The organism is Variovorax paradoxus (genome assembly GCF_022009635.1).
Lineage (GTDB): Bacteria > Pseudomonadota > Gammaproteobacteria > Burkholderiales > Burkholderiaceae_C > Variovorax.
In genome coordinates this window covers 2,360,321-2,378,446 of the sequence record NZ_CP091716.1, presented here as the reverse complement: position 1 = coordinate 2,378,446, position 18,126 = coordinate 2,360,321, and the positions used below count along the sequence as shown (strand labels likewise).

General features: G+C 67.3%; 12 protein-coding genes and 2 tRNA genes. 7 read left to right on the top strand and 7 right to left on the bottom strand.

Annotated features, from left to right (window positions below):
• Positions 1 to 40: 40 nt before the first annotated feature.
• A complete protein-coding gene (gene polA, locus L3V85_RS11105) occupies positions 41 to 2,857 on the bottom strand; it encodes a DNA polymerase I (RefSeq protein ID WP_237679345.1) in 2,817 nt (938 codons plus the stop codon).
• A 97-nt stretch (positions 2,858 to 2,954) separates the two neighbouring features.
• Between polA and L3V85_RS11100 the strand changes: the two genes are divergently transcribed.
• Genes L3V85_RS11100 through L3V85_RS11090 form a run of 3 tightly spaced genes read left to right on the top strand, consistent with a single transcriptional unit; the run spans position 2,955 to position 5,295 of the window.
• Positions 2,955 to 3,332, top strand: coding sequence for a hypothetical protein (locus L3V85_RS11100; RefSeq protein WP_237679344.1), 378 nt, complete (start codon positions 2,955 to 2,957; stop codon positions 3,330 to 3,332).
• 58 nt (positions 3,333 to 3,390) lie between these two features.
• A complete protein-coding gene (locus L3V85_RS11095; protein ID WP_237679343.1) occupies positions 3,391 to 4,455 on the top strand; it encodes a homoserine kinase in 1,065 nt (354 codons plus the stop codon).
• A gap of 9 nt (positions 4,456 to 4,464) precedes the next feature.
• A complete protein-coding gene (locus L3V85_RS11090; RefSeq protein WP_237679342.1) occupies positions 4,465 to 5,295 on the top strand; it encodes a BPSS1780 family membrane protein in 831 nt (276 codons plus the stop codon).
• A gap of 28 nt (positions 5,296 to 5,323) precedes the next feature.
• On the opposite strand, the gene L3V85_RS11085 is transcribed toward L3V85_RS11090, so the two are convergent.
• From L3V85_RS11085 to L3V85_RS11075, 3 genes are all read right to left on the bottom strand, one after another.
• Entirely contained in the window at positions 5,324 to 6,856 is a 1,533-nt protein-coding gene (locus L3V85_RS11085; protein ID WP_237679341.1) for a DUF3999 domain-containing protein, read from the bottom strand.
• Complete coding sequence (locus tag L3V85_RS11080) at positions 6,853 to 10,575, bottom strand: DUF2339 domain-containing protein (protein WP_237679340.1); 3,723 nt, start codon at positions 10,573 to 10,575, stop codon at positions 6,853 to 6,855. The genes L3V85_RS11085 and L3V85_RS11080 overlap by 4 nt, the downstream gene beginning before the upstream one ends.
• A 106-nt stretch (positions 10,576 to 10,681) precedes the next feature.
• Positions 10,682 to 13,123, bottom strand: a complete 2,442-nt coding sequence (locus tag L3V85_RS11075; RefSeq protein ID WP_237679339.1) for a UvrD-helicase domain-containing protein — start codon at positions 13,121 to 13,123, stop codon at positions 10,682 to 10,684.
• A 206-nt stretch (positions 13,124 to 13,329) separates the two neighbouring features.
• On the opposite strand from L3V85_RS11075, the gene L3V85_RS11070 reads away from it, so the two are divergent.
• Positions 13,330 to 14,307, top strand: coding sequence for a GMP reductase (locus tag L3V85_RS11070; protein WP_237679338.1), 978 nt, complete (start codon positions 13,330 to 13,332; stop codon positions 14,305 to 14,307).
• Between the two features lie 25 nt (positions 14,308 to 14,332).
• Here the strand turns inward: L3V85_RS11070 and L3V85_RS11065 are convergent, their stop codons facing one another.
• A complete protein-coding gene (locus L3V85_RS11065; protein WP_237679337.1) occupies positions 14,333 to 15,199 on the bottom strand; it encodes an alpha/beta hydrolase in 867 nt (288 codons plus the stop codon).
• Positions 15,200 to 15,290: 91 nt separating this feature from the next.
• On the opposite strand from L3V85_RS11065, the gene L3V85_RS11060 reads away from it, so the two are divergent.
• Positions 15,291 to 15,366 (top strand) — tRNA-Ala (locus tag L3V85_RS11060).
• 54 nt (positions 15,367 to 15,420) lie between these two features.
• Here the strand turns inward: L3V85_RS11060 and L3V85_RS11055 are convergent.
• A complete protein-coding gene (locus L3V85_RS11055; RefSeq protein WP_237679336.1) occupies positions 15,421 to 16,128 on the bottom strand; it encodes an SDR family NAD(P)-dependent oxidoreductase in 708 nt (235 codons plus the stop codon).
• 139 nt (positions 16,129 to 16,267) lie between these two features.
• Between L3V85_RS11055 and L3V85_RS11050 the strand changes: the two genes are divergently transcribed.
• Positions 16,268 to 16,343: transfer RNA gene (locus L3V85_RS11050), tRNA-Lys, on the top strand.
• 379 nt (positions 16,344 to 16,722) lie between these two features.
• A complete protein-coding gene (locus L3V85_RS11045) occupies positions 16,723 to 17,544 on the top strand; it encodes a winged helix-turn-helix domain-containing protein (RefSeq protein ID WP_237679335.1) in 822 nt (273 codons plus the stop codon).
• Here L3V85_RS11045 and L3V85_RS11040 read toward each other — a convergent pair.
• A complete protein-coding gene (locus tag L3V85_RS11040) occupies positions 17,526 to 17,963 on the bottom strand; it encodes a hypothetical protein (RefSeq protein WP_237679334.1) in 438 nt (145 codons plus the stop codon). The two genes, L3V85_RS11045 and L3V85_RS11040, sit on opposite strands and share 19 nt — an antisense overlap.
• Positions 17,964 to 18,126 lie beyond the last annotated feature (163 nt).

The following is an 18,126-nucleotide window of genomic DNA, read 5'->3' as shown; positions in this document are numbered from 1 at the left end:
TGGAGGGTGTTTTTCTTTCGTCTTTTTCGTGAGTGTTTTTTCAGTGGGCCTTGTCCCAGTTGGGACCGACGCCGATCTCGGCGAGCAGCGGCACCTTCAGCGCGGCAACGCCGGCCATGATGCGCGGGATTTCCGTGCGCACCCATTCGACCTCGCCCTCGGGCACTTCGAACACCAGTTCGTCGTGCACCTGCATGATCATCTTCGTGCCGCGCTTTTCTTCGTCAAGCACGTTCTGTACCTTCACCATGCTGAGCTTGATGAGGTCGGCGGCGGTGCCCTGCATCGGCGCGTTGATGGCCGCGCGCTCGGCGCCGCCGCGGCGCGGGCCGTTGGGCGAGTTGATCTCGGGCAGGTACAGGCGGCGGCCGAACACGGTCTCCACGTAGCCCTGCTCCTTGGCGAGGGCCTTGGTCTCGTCCATGTAGGCCTTCACGCCCGGGTAGCGCGCGAAGTAGCGCTCGATGTACGAGGCCGCGGCCTTGGTCTCGATGCCGAGGTTCTTGGCCAGCCCGAAGCTGCTCATGCCGTAGATCAGCCCGAAGTTGATGACCTTGGCGTAGCGGCGCTGCTCGCTCGAAACCTCGTCGGGCGTGGAGCCGAACACTTCGGCCGCGGTGGCGCGGTGCACGTCGATGCCGTCGGTGAAGGCGCGCAGCAGCGACTCGTCGCCGCTGATGTGGGCCATGATGCGCAGCTCGATCTGCGAGTAGTCGGCGCTGGCGATCACGCTGCCGGCCGGGGCCACGAAGGCCTCGCGCACGCGGCGGCCTTCGGGTGTGCGGATCGGGATGTTCTGCAGGTTGGGATCGTTGCTGCTCAGGCGCCCCGTGACGGCCACGGCCTGCGCATAGTGCGTGTGCACGCGGCCGGTGCGCGGGTTGGCGAGCTGGCCGAGCTTGTCGGTGTAGGTGCCCTTAAGCTTCGACAGGCCGCGGTGCTCGAGGATCTTGGCGGGCAGCGGGTAGTCCTCGGCGAGCTTCTCGAGCACTTCCTCGTCGGTGCTGGGCGCGCCGCTGGGCGTCTTCTTGACCACGGGCAGGCCCAGCTTGGTGAAGAAGATCTCGCCGATCTGCTTGGGCGAACCCAGGTTGAAGGGCTGCCCGGCGATGTCGTAGGCCTCCTGCTCGAGCGCCATGATGCGCGTGCCGAGTTCGTGGCTCTGCGAGGCCAGCGTGGGCGCGTCGATCAGCACGCCGTTGCGCTCGATGCGGTAGAGCGCCTCGCTCGAATCCATTTCGAGCTGGTAGATGAAGCGCAGCTTTTCGTCGCGCTCCAGCTGGGGCCAGAGCGTGTTGTGCACGTCGAGCGTCTGGTCGCTGTCTTCGCACGAGTATTCGGCCGCCTTGGCGATGTCGACCTGGCTGAACGGGATCTGGTGCGCGCCCTTGCCGCACAGGTCTTCGTACGAGATGCCGCTGCGGCCCAGGTGGCGCTCGGCCAGGCTCGACAGGCCGTGCGGCTTGTGCACTTCGAGCACGTAGCTCTGCAGCATGGTGTCGTGCGCGTAGCCCTGCACTTCGATGCCGTGGTTGGCGAACACGTGGCGGTCGTACTTGATGTGCTGGCCGAGCTTCTTCTTGTCGCCGTTCTCCAGCCATGGCTTGAGTTTGGCGAGCACTTCGTCGATGGGCAGCTGCTCGGGCGCGTCGGGGTAGTTGTGCGCGAGCGGGATGTAGGCGGCTTCGCCCGGTGTGACGCTGAAGCTCACGCCGACGATCTGCGCGACCATCTCGTCGAGCGAGGTGGTCTCGGTGTCGATGGCGGCCAGCTCCGAGGCCTCGAGCCTGGCGAGCCAGGTGTCGAACTGCTCCCAGCTCATGACGGTGTCGTACTTGAGGTTGCTCGCGGGGGCGGCGGCTTCCAGCGCCGACAGGTCGGCGGGCTCGTCGAACAGGCCACCCTGGTCCTTGTCGGCTTTGGAGGCGGCCTTCTTCTTGATGTTTTCCTCGATCAGCTCGGGCGGCACTTCCTGCGCCTCGAGCGTCTTCACCAGGCTCTTGAAGCCGAACTTCTCGTAGAAGGGCTTGAGCTCGGCCGTCCGCGGCGCGCCGACGGGCAGGCCTTCGAGCGACGGCAGGCCGGTGACGTGGCCGTCGAGTTCGCAGTCGGTGCGGATCGTCACCAGGCGCTTGCTCAACGGCAGCTTGTCGAGCGCACCGCGCAGGTTCTCGCCGGCCGCGCCCTTCACCTCGGCGGCGCGTTCGACCAGCGCATCGAGCGAGCCGTATTCGAGCAGCCACTTGGCGGCCGTCTTGGGGCCAACCTTGGGCACGCCGGGCACGTTGTCGACGGAGTCGCCCACCAGCGTCTGGTAATCGACCATCAGGTGCGGCGGCACGCCGAACTCGGCCGTCACGCCGGCCACGTCGCGTTTCTTGCCGTTCATGGTGTCGATGATGGTGATGTGCTCGTCGACCAGCTGGCTCAGGTCCTTGTCGCCGCTGGAGACGATCACCTCGACGCCCTGCGCCGCGGCGATCTTGGCGAGCGTGCCGATCACGTCGTCGGCCTCCACGTCGGGCACGCTGAGCACGGGCCAGCCGAGCAGCTTGACCACTTCATGGATGGGGTCGATCTGGCTGCGCAGGTCGTCGGGCATCGGCGAGCGGTTGGCCTTGTACTCGGGGTACCAGTCGTCGCGGAAAGTCTTGCCGGGCGCGTCGAAGATGCAGGCGGCGTAATCGGCGCGCACCTCGCGGCGCAGCGCGGTCATCATGTTGATCATTCCCCGGATGGCGCCGGTGGCCGGGCTCTTCGGGTCGCCGGGCACGGCCCGCAGGTCGGGCATGGCATGGAAGGCACGGTAGAGGTAGCTCGAGCCATCCACGAGCAGCAGCGTTTTCTTGTCGGTCATCGAGGCATTTTGCCGTGCCCGGACTGGCCTGCGGAACCACACCGCGACGAGGTGCAAACCGACACCCCTCGTGCAGGCGCACGCCTACAATCAGCGTATGCCTAGCTCCACACTCCTGGTCGCCCGCCGCATCCTGCTGGCGCTGGCTTTCGCAACCCCGTTGGCCGCCACCGTGCACGCGCAGCAACCCGCGCCCGCACCTGCTGCCGCACCGCCGGGCGAGCCGCTACAAAATCAGGAGCAGACGCCGGCCGAAGGCCGACGCAACCAGAAGGTGGAGAACCTGCACACCGAGGACAGCGCCGCCACCGTCGACGAAGTCCGCTACGGCGGCCGCACGCAGAGCATCAACGTCAAGCCCAAGTCGAACATGCCCGGCTACGAGGTCCTCCCCGCCGACGCGGCCACCGGACGCCAGGGCTCCACGGAAACGGGCGCCAACGGCCCCCGCGTCTGGAACGTGATGAAGTTCTGATGACCGTGCGCTTCTTCGTTTCCGCAGCAGCAAGCGCAACGCGGCGCTGAGCACCGCCATGGCAGTTTTTACCGAAGTCGAATTCGGCGAGGCAGACGCGCTCGTCCAACGCCTGGGCCTGGGCCCGCTGCGCGAGCTGCGCGGCATCGAGGGCGGCATCGAGAACACCAACTACTTCGCGACCACCGAGTCCGGCGAGTTCGTGCTCACGCTGTTCGAGCGCCTGAGCGCCGAGCAGCTCCCCTACTACCTTTGCCTGATGAAGCACCTGGCGACCGCCGGCCTGCCGGTGCCCGCGCCGGTGGCCGGGCCGCCAGAGCCGGAGAAGGCGGCCAGGAAGGGGCAAGCCCCCGCGGCCCCTTCCACCGAAACCGAGTGCGACCTGCTGCACACCGTGGCCGGCAAGCCCGCCGCGGTGGTGCAGAAGCTTTCCGGCCGCAGCGAACTGGCGCCCGGCGCCGCGCACTGCGCCGAGCTGGGCGCCATGCTCGCGCGCATGCACCTTGCGGGCCGCGACTACCCCCGCATCCAGCCCAACCTGCGCGGCCTCCCCTGGTGGAACGAGACGGTGCCGGTGGTGCTGCCGTACATCGAGGAATCGCAGGCGACGCTGCTGCGCGCCGAGCTGGCCTACCAGAACCATGTCGCCGAATCGTCGGCCTATGCGGCGCTGCCGCGCGGGCCGGTGCATGCCGACATGTTCCGCGACAACGTGATGTTCGCCACCGGCGGCAGCCCTGACGACACCGCGCCACGCCTGACCGGCGTGTTCGACTTCTACTTCGCCGGCACCGACACCTGGCTATTCGACCTGGCGGTGTGCCTGAACGACTGGGCCATCGACCTGCCGACCGGCCGCCACGACGCCGAGCGTTCCGAAGCGCTGCTGTCGGCCTACGAAACCGTGCGCCCGCTGAACGCGGCGGAGCGCGCGCTGCTGCCCGCGATGCTGCGTGCCGCCGCGCTGCGCTTCTGGATTTCCCGCCTGTGGGACTTCCACCTGCCGCGCGAGGCGAGCATGCTCAAGCCCCACGACCCCGCGCATTTCGAGCGCGTGCTGCGCGACCGCGCCACCCACCCGCATGCCATGGCCCAGGCGCTCGCGCCGCTGATGGCTGCCTGATCCTCACCCATGAAACTCAACCTCGTGCCGGCGCGAACCGGCGCCGAATGGGTCCGCCTCGGACTCAAGACCTTCTGGCGGCAGCCGCTGGCCTTCATCTCGCTGTTCTTCCTGCTGATGGCGATGATGTCGACGGTGTCGATCCTGCCGGTGATCGGCAGCATCATCGCGCCCGCGCTGGTACCGTTCATGACGCTGGGCCTGATGGTGGCCACGTCGGTGGCCTACACGGACAACGCCGAAGGCATCGGCCGCGCCGGCGATGCACGCCGGCCCACCGGGTCGGCGATGTTCGTGGCGGTGTTCGCCGCCATGCGCGCCGAATGGCGCGCGCTGCTGGTGCTGGGCATCATCTCCGCCATCTACTTCGTGCTGGCGGTGCTCGTGACCACGCTGGTCGACGGCGGCCAGCTCGCCAAGGCCTACCTGCTCGACGACCCGCTGACGCCCGAGGTCTTCGCCAGCAGCGACTTCCAGCTCTCGCGCATGCTGCTGATGTGCCTGAACCTGCCGCTGTCGCTGGCCATGTGGCACGCGCCGGCGCTGATTCACTGGCACCGCGTGGAGCCGGTGAAGAGCATTTTCTTCAGCATCGTCGCGCTGTTCCGCAACTTCGGCGCCTATGCGCTGTTCGGCATCGCATGGTTCGGCGTGTTCCTGATGGCCGGCATCGGCATGGGGCTGGTGGCCACGGTGCTGGTCGGCGTGGGCGCGCTGGGCGCCGGCGGCGCCGCGATGGCGGTGGGCAACATCCTGATCATCGGCACGGCGCTGGTGCTCGCGGCGATGTCGCTGAGCTCCACCTGGTTCACCTTCCGCGACACTTTCGATCCGAACTGAAGGCGGTCCGCCGCGGCCGCCGCAAGCATCAGTCGGCCGCAGCCCGCTCCTTCTCCTTGCGCAGGCTCGCGAACAGCGACCACGCCATCCCGGCCAGCAGCAGCAGGCCGGCACCCAAAGCTCCCCACAGCCACCATTTGCGCGACGACTCCTGCACGGGAGCGGCTGGCACCTGGGCCGCAGGCGCCACGGCGGCGGCAACGCTCATCAGCGGCAGCTCGACCGATGCGTCGTCGGCGCTGACGGGCTTGTCCGCCGCATAACCCGGGATCAGCGTGGACAGCGCCAGCGGCGCGCCGGGTTCCGCGCCTTCCAACGTGCCCACGGCCTCCGGCGCCGAACGCCATGCCAGCGAGAACGGCGCCGCGCCCTGCGCCAGGAACACCAGCGTGCGCGGCACCGCGCCCACGGCGATGCTCGGCGGCGTGGCACCCAGCACGCTCACCGGGCCCGAGGTGCGCAGCCGCAGCCGCGCGTGCACCGCCCCGTCGAGCGCCAGCACCGGCGAACGCGCTTCGCCGCCGGCCTGTGCGAGCCGGTACACCACGGTGTCGACAAGCGGTGTTTCGTCCGCCAGGGCCGGGCGCTGGACCGGCTGGCGCTGCTGATGCCGCAGCGCATAGAGCGGGTTGCGCGGCACCGGCTGCGGCGGCACGGCCGATGACGACGCGGGCGCGGGACCGGACAGGCCAGAAATCGCGACCTGCGCCAGGGTGTTGATGTCGGCTAGGTCGACGCGCAGGCTCCGCACCGGCAGGCCGCGCGGCAGCAGGTAGTCGCAGTAGTCGGCGGCGCAGCGCTCGGGCTTCAGGGCAGCCGACCATTCAAGCGGCGCGACCGGCTCGACCTCCTGCACGCTGTCGATGCCCACGCCGGTCAGCGCCACGCCGTGCTGCGGATCGCTCCAGCGCAAACGCAGGAAGCGCGTGCGCAGGTTGCCCAGGTCGACCGCGAGGCGCTCGATGGTCTGGCCGCCGTGAGCCAGCCGCACGAGCTGCTCCTCATCGCCCACGGGGCGCCAGCGCCGCAGGTCGTCGCTGGCTTCGAGGCGGAAGGCAAACAGCCCGCGTGCATCAGGCGCGATCTCGAAACGCGCCTGCAGCAGACTGCCCTTGACCTGGCTCAGGTCGATGAGCCACTGGGCCGCGTCGGTCGTCTTCCGGCTCGCGGCGGCCGACTTGCCGTCCAGCGCCAGGGAGCCGTCGGGGCGCACCGTGAAGGCGAGTGCCGCATCGCCCGACGCCGCGCTGGCGTCGATGCCCGGCAGCGCGAAGATCGGCACGTTCCGCGAGGCGGTTCGCGGTGTCGCGGCTTCGCTGCGCAGCCATGCATAGGGCACGGCATGACCGGCGGCGTTGCGCACCCGCAGGTCGCGCAAGTCGGCGTAAGCCGCCCGGCTGTAGATGGTCAGCGGCAGCGTCAGGCGGTGGTACGGCCCCGCGCCCTGCAGCGCGATGGGCGCGGTGGGCGCCGGTTGTGCGAAGGCGCTTCCCGCCATCACTGCCACGAGCGCGGCGCCCGCGCCAAGCGCGCGCATCGAAACAGGAGGATGCCGGTTCATGCCACACCGCCTTCCGCTGGCGCCTTCTCCGGCGGCTCTTGCTGCTCTTCCCGCTTCGGCGGCACGGGCGCGAAGTACCCCACCAGCAGGAGCAAGGCTCCCACCGCGATGAACGACACGATGCGGAACAGCCCGCCCCGCTCCGCCAGCTCGACGAAGAACAGCTTCAGCACCACCACGCCGAGCAGCGCCGCGCCCGCCACCCACAGCGTGCGCACCCGGCGCGAGTGGCCGAGGACCATCGCGACCACGCCGCAGATTGCCCAGGTGATGGACAGCGCCGCCTGCGTGAGCCAGGAGGCGTAGAGCGCATCGAAGCGCCATTCGACACCCGCGTAGTGGTGACAGGTGCGCAGCACCATGCCGGTCAGCAGCGCGAGACCGGTGAGGCCGGCCGCGCCCTTGGCGACCATCGGCTGCACGCGCGCGAACGACCTCGGCGGCAGCGCGCGCCACCACAGCACCAGCGCGAACAGCACCAGCCATTGCGCAAGTTCGAGCGGGTTCAGCAGCGGCACATAAGGCAGCGGCGCCGCGTCGCCGGGGCTGAAGGCGTTGGTCACCCACACCCAGGCGAGCAGATAGGCGGCCACCGGTGTCGCGGCCAGTTCCAGGTAGGCGGGGCGGTACTCGGCCAGCGGCCAGCGCCGCAGCAGCGCGCGCGAGCGCATCGCCCACAGCACCAGGGCCGGCACGATCGCCCAGCCCAGCAGTTGCCAACTCGACCACTCGGCGCCGACACGGCCGAGCTGCCATTGGCCTTCGCGCGCAGCCAGCAGCAGGAAGAGCCAGAAGCCGGCGACATGGAAAGGCTGCAGCACCCACGCCTCGAACCACTGCCTCTGCGCGCGCAGCAGGCGCAGGTGCCAGACGAGCGCGAGCGGCCAGGCGATCCAGCCCAGCGCGCTCGACGGCACATAGAACAGCGTTGGCCCGCCCACGACGCAGTAAGCCGCGATCAGACCGAAGCCCGGCAAGGTGGCGATGGTCGCCCTGCCTAGCTGCTGCCAATCGCGGCGATGCGCGACCAGCGCCGCCAGCGCGGAGGTGACGAGCGCCACGGCCATCGCGGCCGCCGGCACGTAGATCGACAACCCGTGGCGATCGAGCACGCGCACGCTTTCGCCCAGCATGCCGAACAGCCACCAGCCGAGCCCCCAGACCACTGGCGCCCACAGCACCACCGGAATGGCGCACCATGCATTGCTCCAGCGCTTGCGGGCGGTGCCGGCCGGCTCGCTCACGCGCGGCCTTGCCTCGTCGCGCAGCCAGTCGCCGGCCAGCAGCGCGGCCAGGCCGAGCACCACGGGCGTCCAGAAATGCAGGCTGGCGAAGGCCGGTGCGTTGGCGGCATCGAGTTCCACCGACTGTGTCGCGCCAAACGCGACGGCGCTGATCACCTGCGGCACCCCGGCCAGCGCAGCGAGCGGGAAATGTGCCATGCGCAGCCCGACCCACAGCACCACCGTCGCGGTCAGCGGCCACAGCAGCGCGGCCTGCGCAAGGCTCAGCTGGAACAGCATCGCCAGGTGCAGAAGGCTCACGCCGGCCAGCACGCCGACCACATTGCCCGTTGACCACACCGGCTGCACGCCACGCGCCAGCGCGGCGCGGTGCGCCTGCCGCATCGACCACGCGGCGCTGCCCAGCACGCTGAGCGCGATGACGGTGGCCGCCAGGGCGCCCTGCCATCCGCTTTCGAGCACGCGTCCGTCGACGATCTCGCCGGTGCGGTGCAGCGTCGCGATAAAGCCCGCCACCGCCAGCGCCTGCATGCCGAAGCTCACCTGCGCGAGCGGTAGCAGCGCGAAGCGGATCGCCACCGCGAAAGTGACCGAGGCGAGCACGGCCGTTGCGGCGGCCGCCCACGGCGGCGTCCACCACTGCCACAGCAGCAGCGTGAGCGCGGCCATGCCGAGCCACGGCAGGGCGCCACCGGCCACGGCCTCCACGCCCTTGCCCTCATCGAGTTTGGCGCGCCGATGGATGGCCCACATCGCGAACGCGCTCACGGCCACGAGCACCGGGCCGATCACTGAACCGTCGAGCAGGGGATGGCCCGGCGCGGCGTCGAGCCGGGTGGCTTCCAGCAGTTTCAGCACGGCGCCGGCAAACACCAGGAACGAGAAGGCGCGCGCATACACCCGCTGCTGCCGTGCACCCAGCCAGTACATGCCCGCGGCCTCGACCGCCCAGGCCGCGCCGGTCCATTGCCCTTCGAGACCCAGCGGAATCGCGAGCGTGCCGAAGATCACGCCGACGATGGCGTAGGCCTCCGCGAGCAGCGCCAGCCCCCTGGGCTGCGTGGCAAATACCATCCGGCCCAGCACGAGATAGAAAGCCGCGAGCGCCATCGCCGAGAACGCGGCGCCGTATTCCCACGGACGCATCAGCAGGACCTGCATGCCGAACGCGACCATCGGCGTGCCGAACACCAGCGAGCTGTCGACGCGGCCAGCGCGGCGCAGGGTGTCGAGCGCGCGGGTGGCCAGCGGCTGCGCGGGCTGCACCGGCGCGTCGAACAGCGTGCGGCGCGCGAACAGCAGGCCGATCGCGGTGAACAGCAGGAAGAACACAATCAGGAACGGCTGCACCGTGGCGTACTGGTCGTCGGTGTAGTACTTGTGCGCCCAGCCGGCCGCCAGCGTGAAGGTGCCGACGAAGCCGATCAGGTTGAGCACGCGCCAGGCCCGGAACCATGCGATCAGCACGATGCCGACATCGAGCACCAGCAGATAGGTGAAGAGCCCCACCGGCTGATTGGAGCCGGTGGATGCGAGCACCGGCGCCGCGAAGCCCTCGAGCGCCGCGACGATGGCCAGCACCGGCGCGTTCTGCAGCACGGCGAGCGCGGCGCTCAGCACCGCCACGCCGAACAGGAAAGCGAAGCCGACGCTGGCCGGCAGCAGCCCGCTGAGCTTCATGGCCGCGAGCGTGGTGAGATAGAAGACGCCGATGCCGGCGCCCTGCAGGATCAGTGCATAGCCCGCGCGCTTCTTGCGCAGCAGCCATCCCAGCACCAGCAGCCCGGCGCCGACCAGCGCCACCGCCGCATAACGCAGTTCGATCGGCACGGTCACGCGTTCGGCCGTGTAGCGCAGCAGGAAGGCCAGCCCGAGGAACAGGATCAGCACGCCGAGCTTGACGAGCATGTTGCCGCCGAAGATCAGGTTGGCGATGGGCGCGGGGAGACGGTCTCGCAGCGGGACCGAAGGCGGCGGCGGTGGACGGCGCACCGGCGCGGGCGCGGCGACCGGTGGCTTGGGCACCGGAACGACGGGTGCGACGACCGGCTCGGGCTTAGGCGACGGCTCCGGCACCTGAACGACCGCGACTTGGGGCCGCGCCACTTCGACAGGCTTTGCCGGCGGCGGTGAGATCTCTGCCGGCATGGCTTCGGGCGCGGCGGGCAACTCGGTTGGCGCCGCCACCTCGCCTGCGCCCTGCGTCAGCCGACGCTCGAGCGTGGCGACCCGCTGTTCGAGCTCCATCACGCGCCGCTGCAGCTTCATCATGCCGCCGTCGACGGTCGCAGAATCGGCGGGGGCCTGGCCCGGAATGCGTTCAGCCTCGGTGCGATGCGGCGGGGCCTTCTCCTTCTTCTTGCCGAGCAGCTGCGGCAACACGAAGGCGCCGACCACCGCGAGCACCAGCGCCACGGGCACCGACTCGAACAGCGCCCCGATGAACAGGCCGGCAATGATGCCAATGAACCACATCCTGACTCCCCTTGTTTGGCGAGTGCGGAGTTTACGGCGGTTCAAGGCGCGAGGCGCCACGGCGCCCCGAGCAGTCTGGATTGTTAGCTATAGTTTTAGTAGCAACTCAGATCGGCGTGAGCTTGGCCACCGACAAGGCCAGCCACTTCACGCCATGCCGCGCGAACTTGACCTGCGCACGCGCGTCGTCCCCGGTGCCTTCGAGGGCCGTCACCGTGCCTTCGCCGAACTTGTTGTGGAAGACCTGCATGCCCGAGCGCAAACCGTGCGAAGGCGCCGTCTTCTGCGGGGGCACCGGCGGGCTGGCGAAGGTGTCCTTGTCGCGGCTGCCGCCGCCGTAGCTGCTGCCACCACCGTAGCCGCCACCGCCCCCTGCCCCGCCGCGCGTGCTGCCATAGCCGCCGCCGTAGCCGAAGGCCGACGTGCCGCCGCCGAAGCCCTGGTTCTTGGGCGTGAGCCACTTGAGCGCACCCTGCGGCAGTTCTTCGAAGAAGCGGCTCTTCACGTTGTAGCGGGTCTGGCCGTGCAGCATGCGCGTCTGCGAATGGCTCAGGTACAGGCGCTTGCGGGCGCGGGTGATCGCCACGTACATCAGGCGGCGCTCTTCCTCGAGGCTCTCGAAATCGCTCATCGAGTTCTCGTGCGGGAACAAGCCCTCTTCCATGCCGGTGATGAACACGCAGTCGAACTCCAGGCCCTTGGCGGCGTGCACGGTCATCAGTTGCACCGCGTCCTGCCCGGCCTGCGCCTGGTTGTCGCCCGACTCGAGCGCCGCGTGCGTGAGGAACGCGGCCAGCGGGCTCAACGTTTCGCCGGTCTCCGCGTCGGGCGCGAGAGGTTCGTCGATCACCGGGCGCGTCAGGTCGATGCCCTGACTGGCGGGCGACTGGCGCAGTTCGTCGACCGGCAGCGCCACGGCGTCGCGGCCAAAGCCTTCCTGCGTGACGAAGCTCTCGGCCGCGTTCACCAGTTCGTCCAAGTTCTCGATGCGGTCGGCGCCTTCGCGGTCGGCCTTGTAGTGCTCGACGAGGCCGCTGTGGTCGAGCACCAGCTCGATGATCTCGCGCAGGCTCACGCCCTGCGTCTGCTCGCGCAGCACGTCGATCTTGGCGACGAAGCCGGTGAGGTTGGCGCCCGCCTTGCCGCCGACCACGCTCACCGCGTCGTGCAGCGAACGGCCGGCCGCGCGGGCCGCGTCCTGCAGGGTTTCGAGCGTGCGCGCGCCGATGCCGCGCGGCGGGAAGTTCACGACGCGCAGGAAGCTGGTGTCGTCGTCCTTGTTCTCCAGCAGGCGCAGGTAGGCCAGCGCATGCTTGATTTCGGCGCGCTCGAAGAAGCGCAGGCCGCCGTACACGCGGTAGGGCACCGACGCATTGAAGAGCGCGGTTTCGATCACCCGGCTCTGCGCATTGCTGCGGTAGAGCACGGCCATCTCCTTGCGGTCGAAGCCGTCGCGCGCGAGCTGGCGCATTTCCTCGACCATCCACTGCGCCTCGGCCAGGTCGGTGGTCGATTCGTACACACGCACCGGCTCGCCGGGCCCCTGGTCGGTGCGCAGGTTCTTGCCCAGGCGCTTCTTGTTGTGGCTGATGAGCTCGTTGGCCGAGTCGAGGATGTTGCTGTAGCTGCGGTAGTTCTGCTCCAGCTTGATCTGGTGGCGCACGTCGAACTCGCGCACGAAGTCGGTCATGTTGCCGACGCGCGCGCCGCGGAACGCGTAGATGCTCTGGTCATCGTCGCCCACGGCGATCACGCTGTTGTCGCGGCCGGGCTCGAACTGGCCGCCGACGGTGTTGCCAGCGAGCATCTTGATCCACGCGTACTGCAGGCGGTTGGTGTCCTGGAACTCGTCGATCAGGATGTGGCGAAAGCGCCGCTGGTAGTGCTCGCGCACCGGTGCGTTGTCGCGCAGCAGTTCGTAGCTGCGCAGCATGAGTTCGCCGAAGTCGACCACGCCTTCGCGCTGGCACTGCTCTTCGTAGAGCTGGTAGAGCTCGACCTTCTTGCGGTCGTCGTCGCTGCGCACCTCGATGTCGCCGGGGCGCAGGCCGTCTTCCTTGGCGCCGGCGATGAACCACTGGGTCTGCTTGGCGGGGAAGCGCTCGTCGTCGACGTTGAACTGCTTCATCAGCCGCTTGATGGCCGAGAGCTGGTCTTGCGTGTCGAGGATCTGGAAGGTGGACGGCAGGTTGGCGAGCTTCCAGTGCGCGCGCAGCAGGCGGTTGCACAGGCCGTGGAAGGTGCCGATCCACATGCCGCGCACGTTGACGGGCAGGATCGCCGTCAGCCGCGTCATCATTTCCTTGGCGGCCTTGTTCGTGAAGGTCACGGCGAGGATGCCGCCGGCCGACACCTGGCCCGTCTGGAGCAGCCATGCAATGCGGGTGGTCAGCACGCGGGTCTTGCCGGAGCCGGCACCCGCGAGGATCAGCGCGTTGCCTGCGGGCAACGTGACCGCTGCCAGTTGCTCCGCGTTCAGGTTCTTGAGCAGCGGCAGGTCCGAAGGATTCGGGAAGGGGGCGTCAGCCGCGGGATCGTTAAACAACATCCTGCGATTGTAGAAACCACTGCGTATGCGGGTTATACGAAGAAGCGGAAGACCCGGCTTCGCAAGACCGCGTAAAATCAATCACCGGGCCCAAGTTTCTTGCGCCCGGTTTTTTGTGGGCGTTTTCTTTGCTGAACGCACCGCGAAAACCGGCCGGACCAAGCGCTCTTTCGTTCCCTTCAACGATTCCTTTCTGGAGCCTGGCCATGCAAATCTTCGACTACGACAACATTCTTCTGCTCCCGCGCAAGTGCCGCGTCGAGAGCCGTTCCGAGTGCGACACCAGCGTCACGCTGGGCGAACGCAGCTTCCGCCTGCCGGTGGTGCCCGCCAACATGAAGACGGTGGTCGACGAGTCGATCTGCCTGTGGCTGGCGCAGAACGGCTACTTCTACGTGATGCACCGCTTCGACCTCGACAACGTCAAGTTCGTCAAGGACATGCAGGGCAAGGGCGTGTTCGCCTCGATCTCGCTCGGCGTGAAGAAGCCCGACTACGACACCGTCGACCAGTTGGTGGCCGAGGGCCTGACGCCCGAGTACATCACCATCGACATCGCCCATGGCCATGCCGACAGCGTGAAGAACATGATCGGCTACCTCAAGCAGAAGCTGCCGAAGGCCTTCGTGATTGCCGGCAACGTCGGCACGCCCGAAGCCGTGATCGACCTCGAGAACTGGGGCGCGGACGCGACCAAGGTCGGCATCGGCCCGGGCAAGGTCTGCATCACCAAGCTCAAGACCGGCTTCGGCACGGGCGGCTGGCAGCTGTCGGCGCTCAAGTGGTGCGCCCGCGTGGCGACCAAGCCGATCATTGCCGACGGCGGCATCCGCGACCACGGCGACATTGCCAAGAGCGTGCGCTTCGGCGCGTCGATGGTGATGATCGGCTCGCTGTTCGCGGGCCATGAAGAGTCGCCGGGCAAGACGGTCGATGTCGACGGCACGCTGTTCAAGGAATACTACGGCTCCGCCAGCGACTTCAACAAGGGCGAGTACAAGCACGTCGAAGGCAAGCGCATCCTCGAGCCGATCAAGGGCAAGCTGGCCGACACGCTGGTCGAGATGGAACAGGACGTGCAGAGCTCGATCAGCTACGCGGGCGGCCGCACACTGATGGACATCCGCAAGGTCAACTACGTCACGCTGGGCGGCGACAACGCGGGCGAACACCTGCTGATGTAAGCGCCCTGCCCTGCCGCCGCGCCGATCAGGCTTCGAGCAGATGCACCGCGTGGCGGTGCAACGCATGGGCCGGATCGGCGAGCGCATCGACCACGCCGAAGTGGTTGAGGCCCGGCAGCACCTCGCACACCGGCACGGTGTTGCGGCCCCACGCCTCGCGGATCATCGCGTTGTGGCGGATGAACTCCTCGCTCTCCTCGCCGCCGGCCAATGCATAGAGCTGGCCGCGCTTTGGCGCGGGCCACAGCGCGGGGCTGGCGCGCAATGCGTCGGCATCGGTCAGCTTCAGCGTGTTCACCAGGAACGGCGTGTGCTGCAGCGGTCGCAGGTCGTAGAGGCCGGAGACCGACAGCGCATTGCGCACCAGTTGCGCGGGCAGATCGGGGGCGACCGCCTTCCAGTCGCACGAGAGGAGTGCCGCCGCCATGTGGCCGCCGACCGAATGGCCCGCAACGGTGATGCGCGAGGGGTCACCGCCGTAGTTGGCGACGTGCCGCCAGGTCCATTCGAGGGCGCGCACCATCTGCATCACGATGCCGGGCACCGTGACCGGCTGTTCCGGCGTACCGGGACACAGCGCGTAGTTGGGCTGGACCACGCACACGCCGCGGTCATTGAACGCCGGGGCGATGAAGGAGTGGTCTTTCTTGTCCATGGCGCGCCAGTAGCCACCGTGGATGAAGACCAGCACGGGCGCGTCGGGCACGGGTGCCGGGAAGATGTCGAGGGTTTCGTTCGTGCCGCTGCCGTAGGGCACGTCGATCCGGGCAGGCAAGGCGTCGCGCGCGGCGGCGGAGTCGCGGGCCCAGCGCTGGAAGTACTCGGGGTGGTCTTTCACCCGCGCGAGGTTGTTGTACATGCCTTCCAGCCAGGCGGGTTCGTACGAGGCCATGCGGTTCTTTTCTCCGTGCTTCGAAAGGCGCGAATCTTGGCACGGCGGCATGTTCCAAAACCGGAGTTCTGGTTAAAATTTGCCCTGCGTTGGGGGGGTAGCTCAGCTGGGAGAGCGCCGCGTTCGCAATGCGGAGGTCGTGAGTTCGATCCTCATCCTCTCCACCAACCGACACCGAAGAGGCCTTGGCATTTGTTGCCAAGGCCTTTTCATTTTGCGGCTCAGGTGTCGAGCGTCAAGTGCTGGCCATGCAGCGCGGCGGCCGCCGGCGACGCAAGAAAGCCGATGGTCTGCGCGGCGACCGAGGTCGACACCCATTCGGCCGGGTTGGCGTCGGGCATGGCCTGGCGGTTCGCGGGCGTGTCGAGCACGCTCGGTGCCACGCTGTTCACGTTGACGCCGTGCGGCGCGGCCTCGGCGGCCATGGCTTCCACCAGTCGCTGCAGCGCACTCTTCGACGCGATGTAGGCCGCCATCGCCGGCAGGCCGCGTGCGGCGACCTTCGCCGTCACGGCCACGACGCTGCCCGCGCCGCGCTCGATCATCGAAGGCAGCACTGCTTGAGTCACCGCGACGAACGACCACGCGTTGAGATTCATCATCCGGTCCCAGCTCTCGCGAGAGAGTGCATGCGTGGCCTCGCCCATTTCAAAACCACCCGCGATGTGCACGAGCGCGTCGATCTGGCCGAAGGACTTGAGCACCTGCTCGGCGAGACCGGCCATGCCGGGCGCCGAGGTCACATCGCCCGCGAGCAGCAGGTGCCGGGAGTTGTCGAGGCCCGGAAAGACCTCGGCGAGCCGGCCCGCGTGATGGTCGACCAATGCAAGGCGCGCGCCCTGCTCGAGGAAGTGCTGAGCCACGGCGCGGCCCAGTGCGCCAGCGGCGCCTGTGATCAATACATGGGACGTGATGCTTGCATCGCTCATCGAAATTCTCCTGGTTGAAGGGGCTTGCCCATCGGGTGTGGCGAATCCTAACGCTGCGACTCACAAATTTTTTGGACAAGATCAAAATCTGGGATATACTCGTGGTCTTGCCAGAAAACACTAAACGTTTTCAAAGCAAGGGCTCTTAGCTCAGTTGGTAGAGCAGCGGACTCTTAATCCGTAGGTCGAGTGTTCGAGTCACTCAGGGCCCACCACCAACACTAAAAATAGCGCGGTCTCCGCGCTATTTTTTCGTCTGGACTTTTCCCACTACGGGACTCGCGAACGCACTTTCGCAAATGCAAAACCTCCCAGCGCAAGCTGGCGAGGTTTTTCTTTTTGCGCTCTCGATGGCCGCGCAGAGCCATCCTGTCAGGCGGGACTTTCTTCACAAACGTGCAGACCTAGTTGAACAAGTCTGAGCGTTTGACCGAACAGAACCCATAGCTGTCTCGTTCCAACCTTTTCTCGATGCATTGAAAAGTGGAGATTCAAGCCATCGGCGATCCCTTCAGGGACCGTCGAAGAATCCGGCGCTGCCAACCGCGCGCCGTCATGGCTCGATCGACAATTTCTTAACAGGGGGAACTGGCAATGAACCAGTTGGCGGAACTGAAACCCATCGCGCTCGTGGGTTGCGACAGAGTACAGGCAGTGCTGTTGACCGAAAAGCTTCGGTCCATGGGGCACACATCCATGACATTCGACAGCGGTGCCGATTTCCTGGTGGCACTGGGGAGCGGCAAGAAGTTCGGCCTGCTCCTGCTGACGCTGCAGGGCGAGGAAGGATGGACGGGTCTCGTGGCCATGTGCAAGGTGCTGCATATCCCGGCACTCCTGATCATCAGCGAAGCACAGCGTCATATGCCAATCGCTGAACTGGTCACGATGCGCGAAGAAACTTCTAAGAATCACGCCATCGACTTCATCGTCTGGCCAATCAGCAGCGATCTCGACCTCGACTGGCGGATACGCACTCTTGCCCGCCGCATCGACGTATCGTCCGCCCCGCCTGCACCGCCTGCACGCACCGTCGACCTCGTGTTCGACGGCTATCGCTTTCTCGGTCCCAACCGCGTGGTGGTGCACGACGACCGGGAGGTGCGGCTGAAGCCGCGCGAATTCGAACTTGCGCTACTGCTTTTTCGCAACAGCGGGCGACTGCTGGAGCGGGACTGGATACTCTCGCTGCTCTGGGGCGCCGAGGTGGCGCGCAAGGACAGCCGCGTGCTCGATGTCTGCATGTCTGGCATTCGCCGCAAGCTCGCCTTGTCGAGGGAGAACGGCTTCATCCTGCACACGGTGTACGGGCGCGGCTACGAACTGGGGCGGGTTTCGCCGCCTTCGCATGCAGCACGGAGAATGGGATCTTTCGCGAGCCTGCGTGTCGAGGAGATTCACATTCCTGCGATATGAATAGCACCGGAGGCGCTCTGCCTGGCAACCCAGTCGTCAAGAAAGCGTACCAGCGCCTCCCGCTGCTCACCCAGTTCGGCAATCAAGTACTGACGCGCATGCTCCTGTGCGAGTTCGCTCGACAGGAACCACTGCTCGCGCGCAAGGCTGCCCTGAAGCGGCGGCGCGCCCCAGACCGCATTGCCGCCACCCAGAAAAGCCTCCGTCACCGGCAAACGCCCGTCTGTCTTGCCGACATCCGACAGCGCGTTGCGCGGCCCGCCCAGCGTAACGCGGACCCGCACGATGTCTTCATCCATATCGATGGACGCACCTAGGCCACCCGATTGATGCACCTGCCAGAGTTGCGCCGCCGGAGCGTTGCGAACCCAGCTCTCCAGTGCTCTCGTCAAACTTTCGAGAATGATTTTCTTGTCCATACGGCAATATTTCACATTTTTATCGACCACTTGCGTCTTACCCAGACGCAACCTACAAAAGCCCCCGGTACGGCGTGGCATCTTGCAATGGCTGTCACGCATCACAAGAACATTACGACAGGGACACAAACTCGAAGCTCAAAAGCTCGTTCAGACCCGCTCC

Bases quoted from the DNA above. Each gene is read 5' to 3' on its own strand.
- polA (WP_237679345.1), bottom strand. From the start codon at position 2,857: ATGACCGACAAGAAAACGCTGCTGCTCGTGGATGGCTCGAGCTACCTC.
- L3V85_RS11100 (WP_237679344.1), top strand. From the start codon at position 2,955: ATGCCTAGCTCCACACTCCTGGTCGCCCGCCGCATCCTGCTGGCGCTG.
- L3V85_RS11095 (WP_237679343.1), top strand. From the start codon at position 3,391: ATGGCAGTTTTTACCGAAGTCGAATTCGGCGAGGCAGACGCGCTCGTC.
- L3V85_RS11090 (WP_237679342.1), top strand. From the start codon at position 4,465: ATGAAACTCAACCTCGTGCCGGCGCGAACCGGCGCCGAATGGGTCCGC.
- L3V85_RS11085 (WP_237679341.1), bottom strand. From the start codon at position 6,856: ATGAACCGGCATCCTCCTGTTTCGATGCGCGCGCTTGGCGCGGGCGCC.
- L3V85_RS11080 (WP_237679340.1), bottom strand. From the start codon at position 10,575: ATGTGGTTCATTGGCATCATTGCCGGCCTGTTCATCGGGGCGCTGTTC.
- L3V85_RS11075 (WP_237679339.1), bottom strand. From the start codon at position 13,123: ATGTTGTTTAACGATCCCGCGGCTGACGCCCCCTTCCCGAATCCTTCG.
- L3V85_RS11070 (WP_237679338.1), top strand. From the start codon at position 13,330: ATGCAAATCTTCGACTACGACAACATTCTTCTGCTCCCGCGCAAGTGC.
- L3V85_RS11065 (WP_237679337.1), bottom strand. From the start codon at position 15,199: ATGGCCTCGTACGAACCCGCCTGGCTGGAAGGCATGTACAACAACCTC.
- L3V85_RS11055 (WP_237679336.1), bottom strand. From the start codon at position 16,128: ATGAGCGATGCAAGCATCACGTCCCATGTATTGATCACAGGCGCCGCT.
- L3V85_RS11045 (WP_237679335.1), top strand. From the start codon at position 16,723: ATGAACCAGTTGGCGGAACTGAAACCCATCGCGCTCGTGGGTTGCGAC.
- L3V85_RS11040 (WP_237679334.1), bottom strand. From the start codon at position 17,963: ATGGACAAGAAAATCATTCTCGAAAGTTTGACGAGAGCACTGGAGAGC.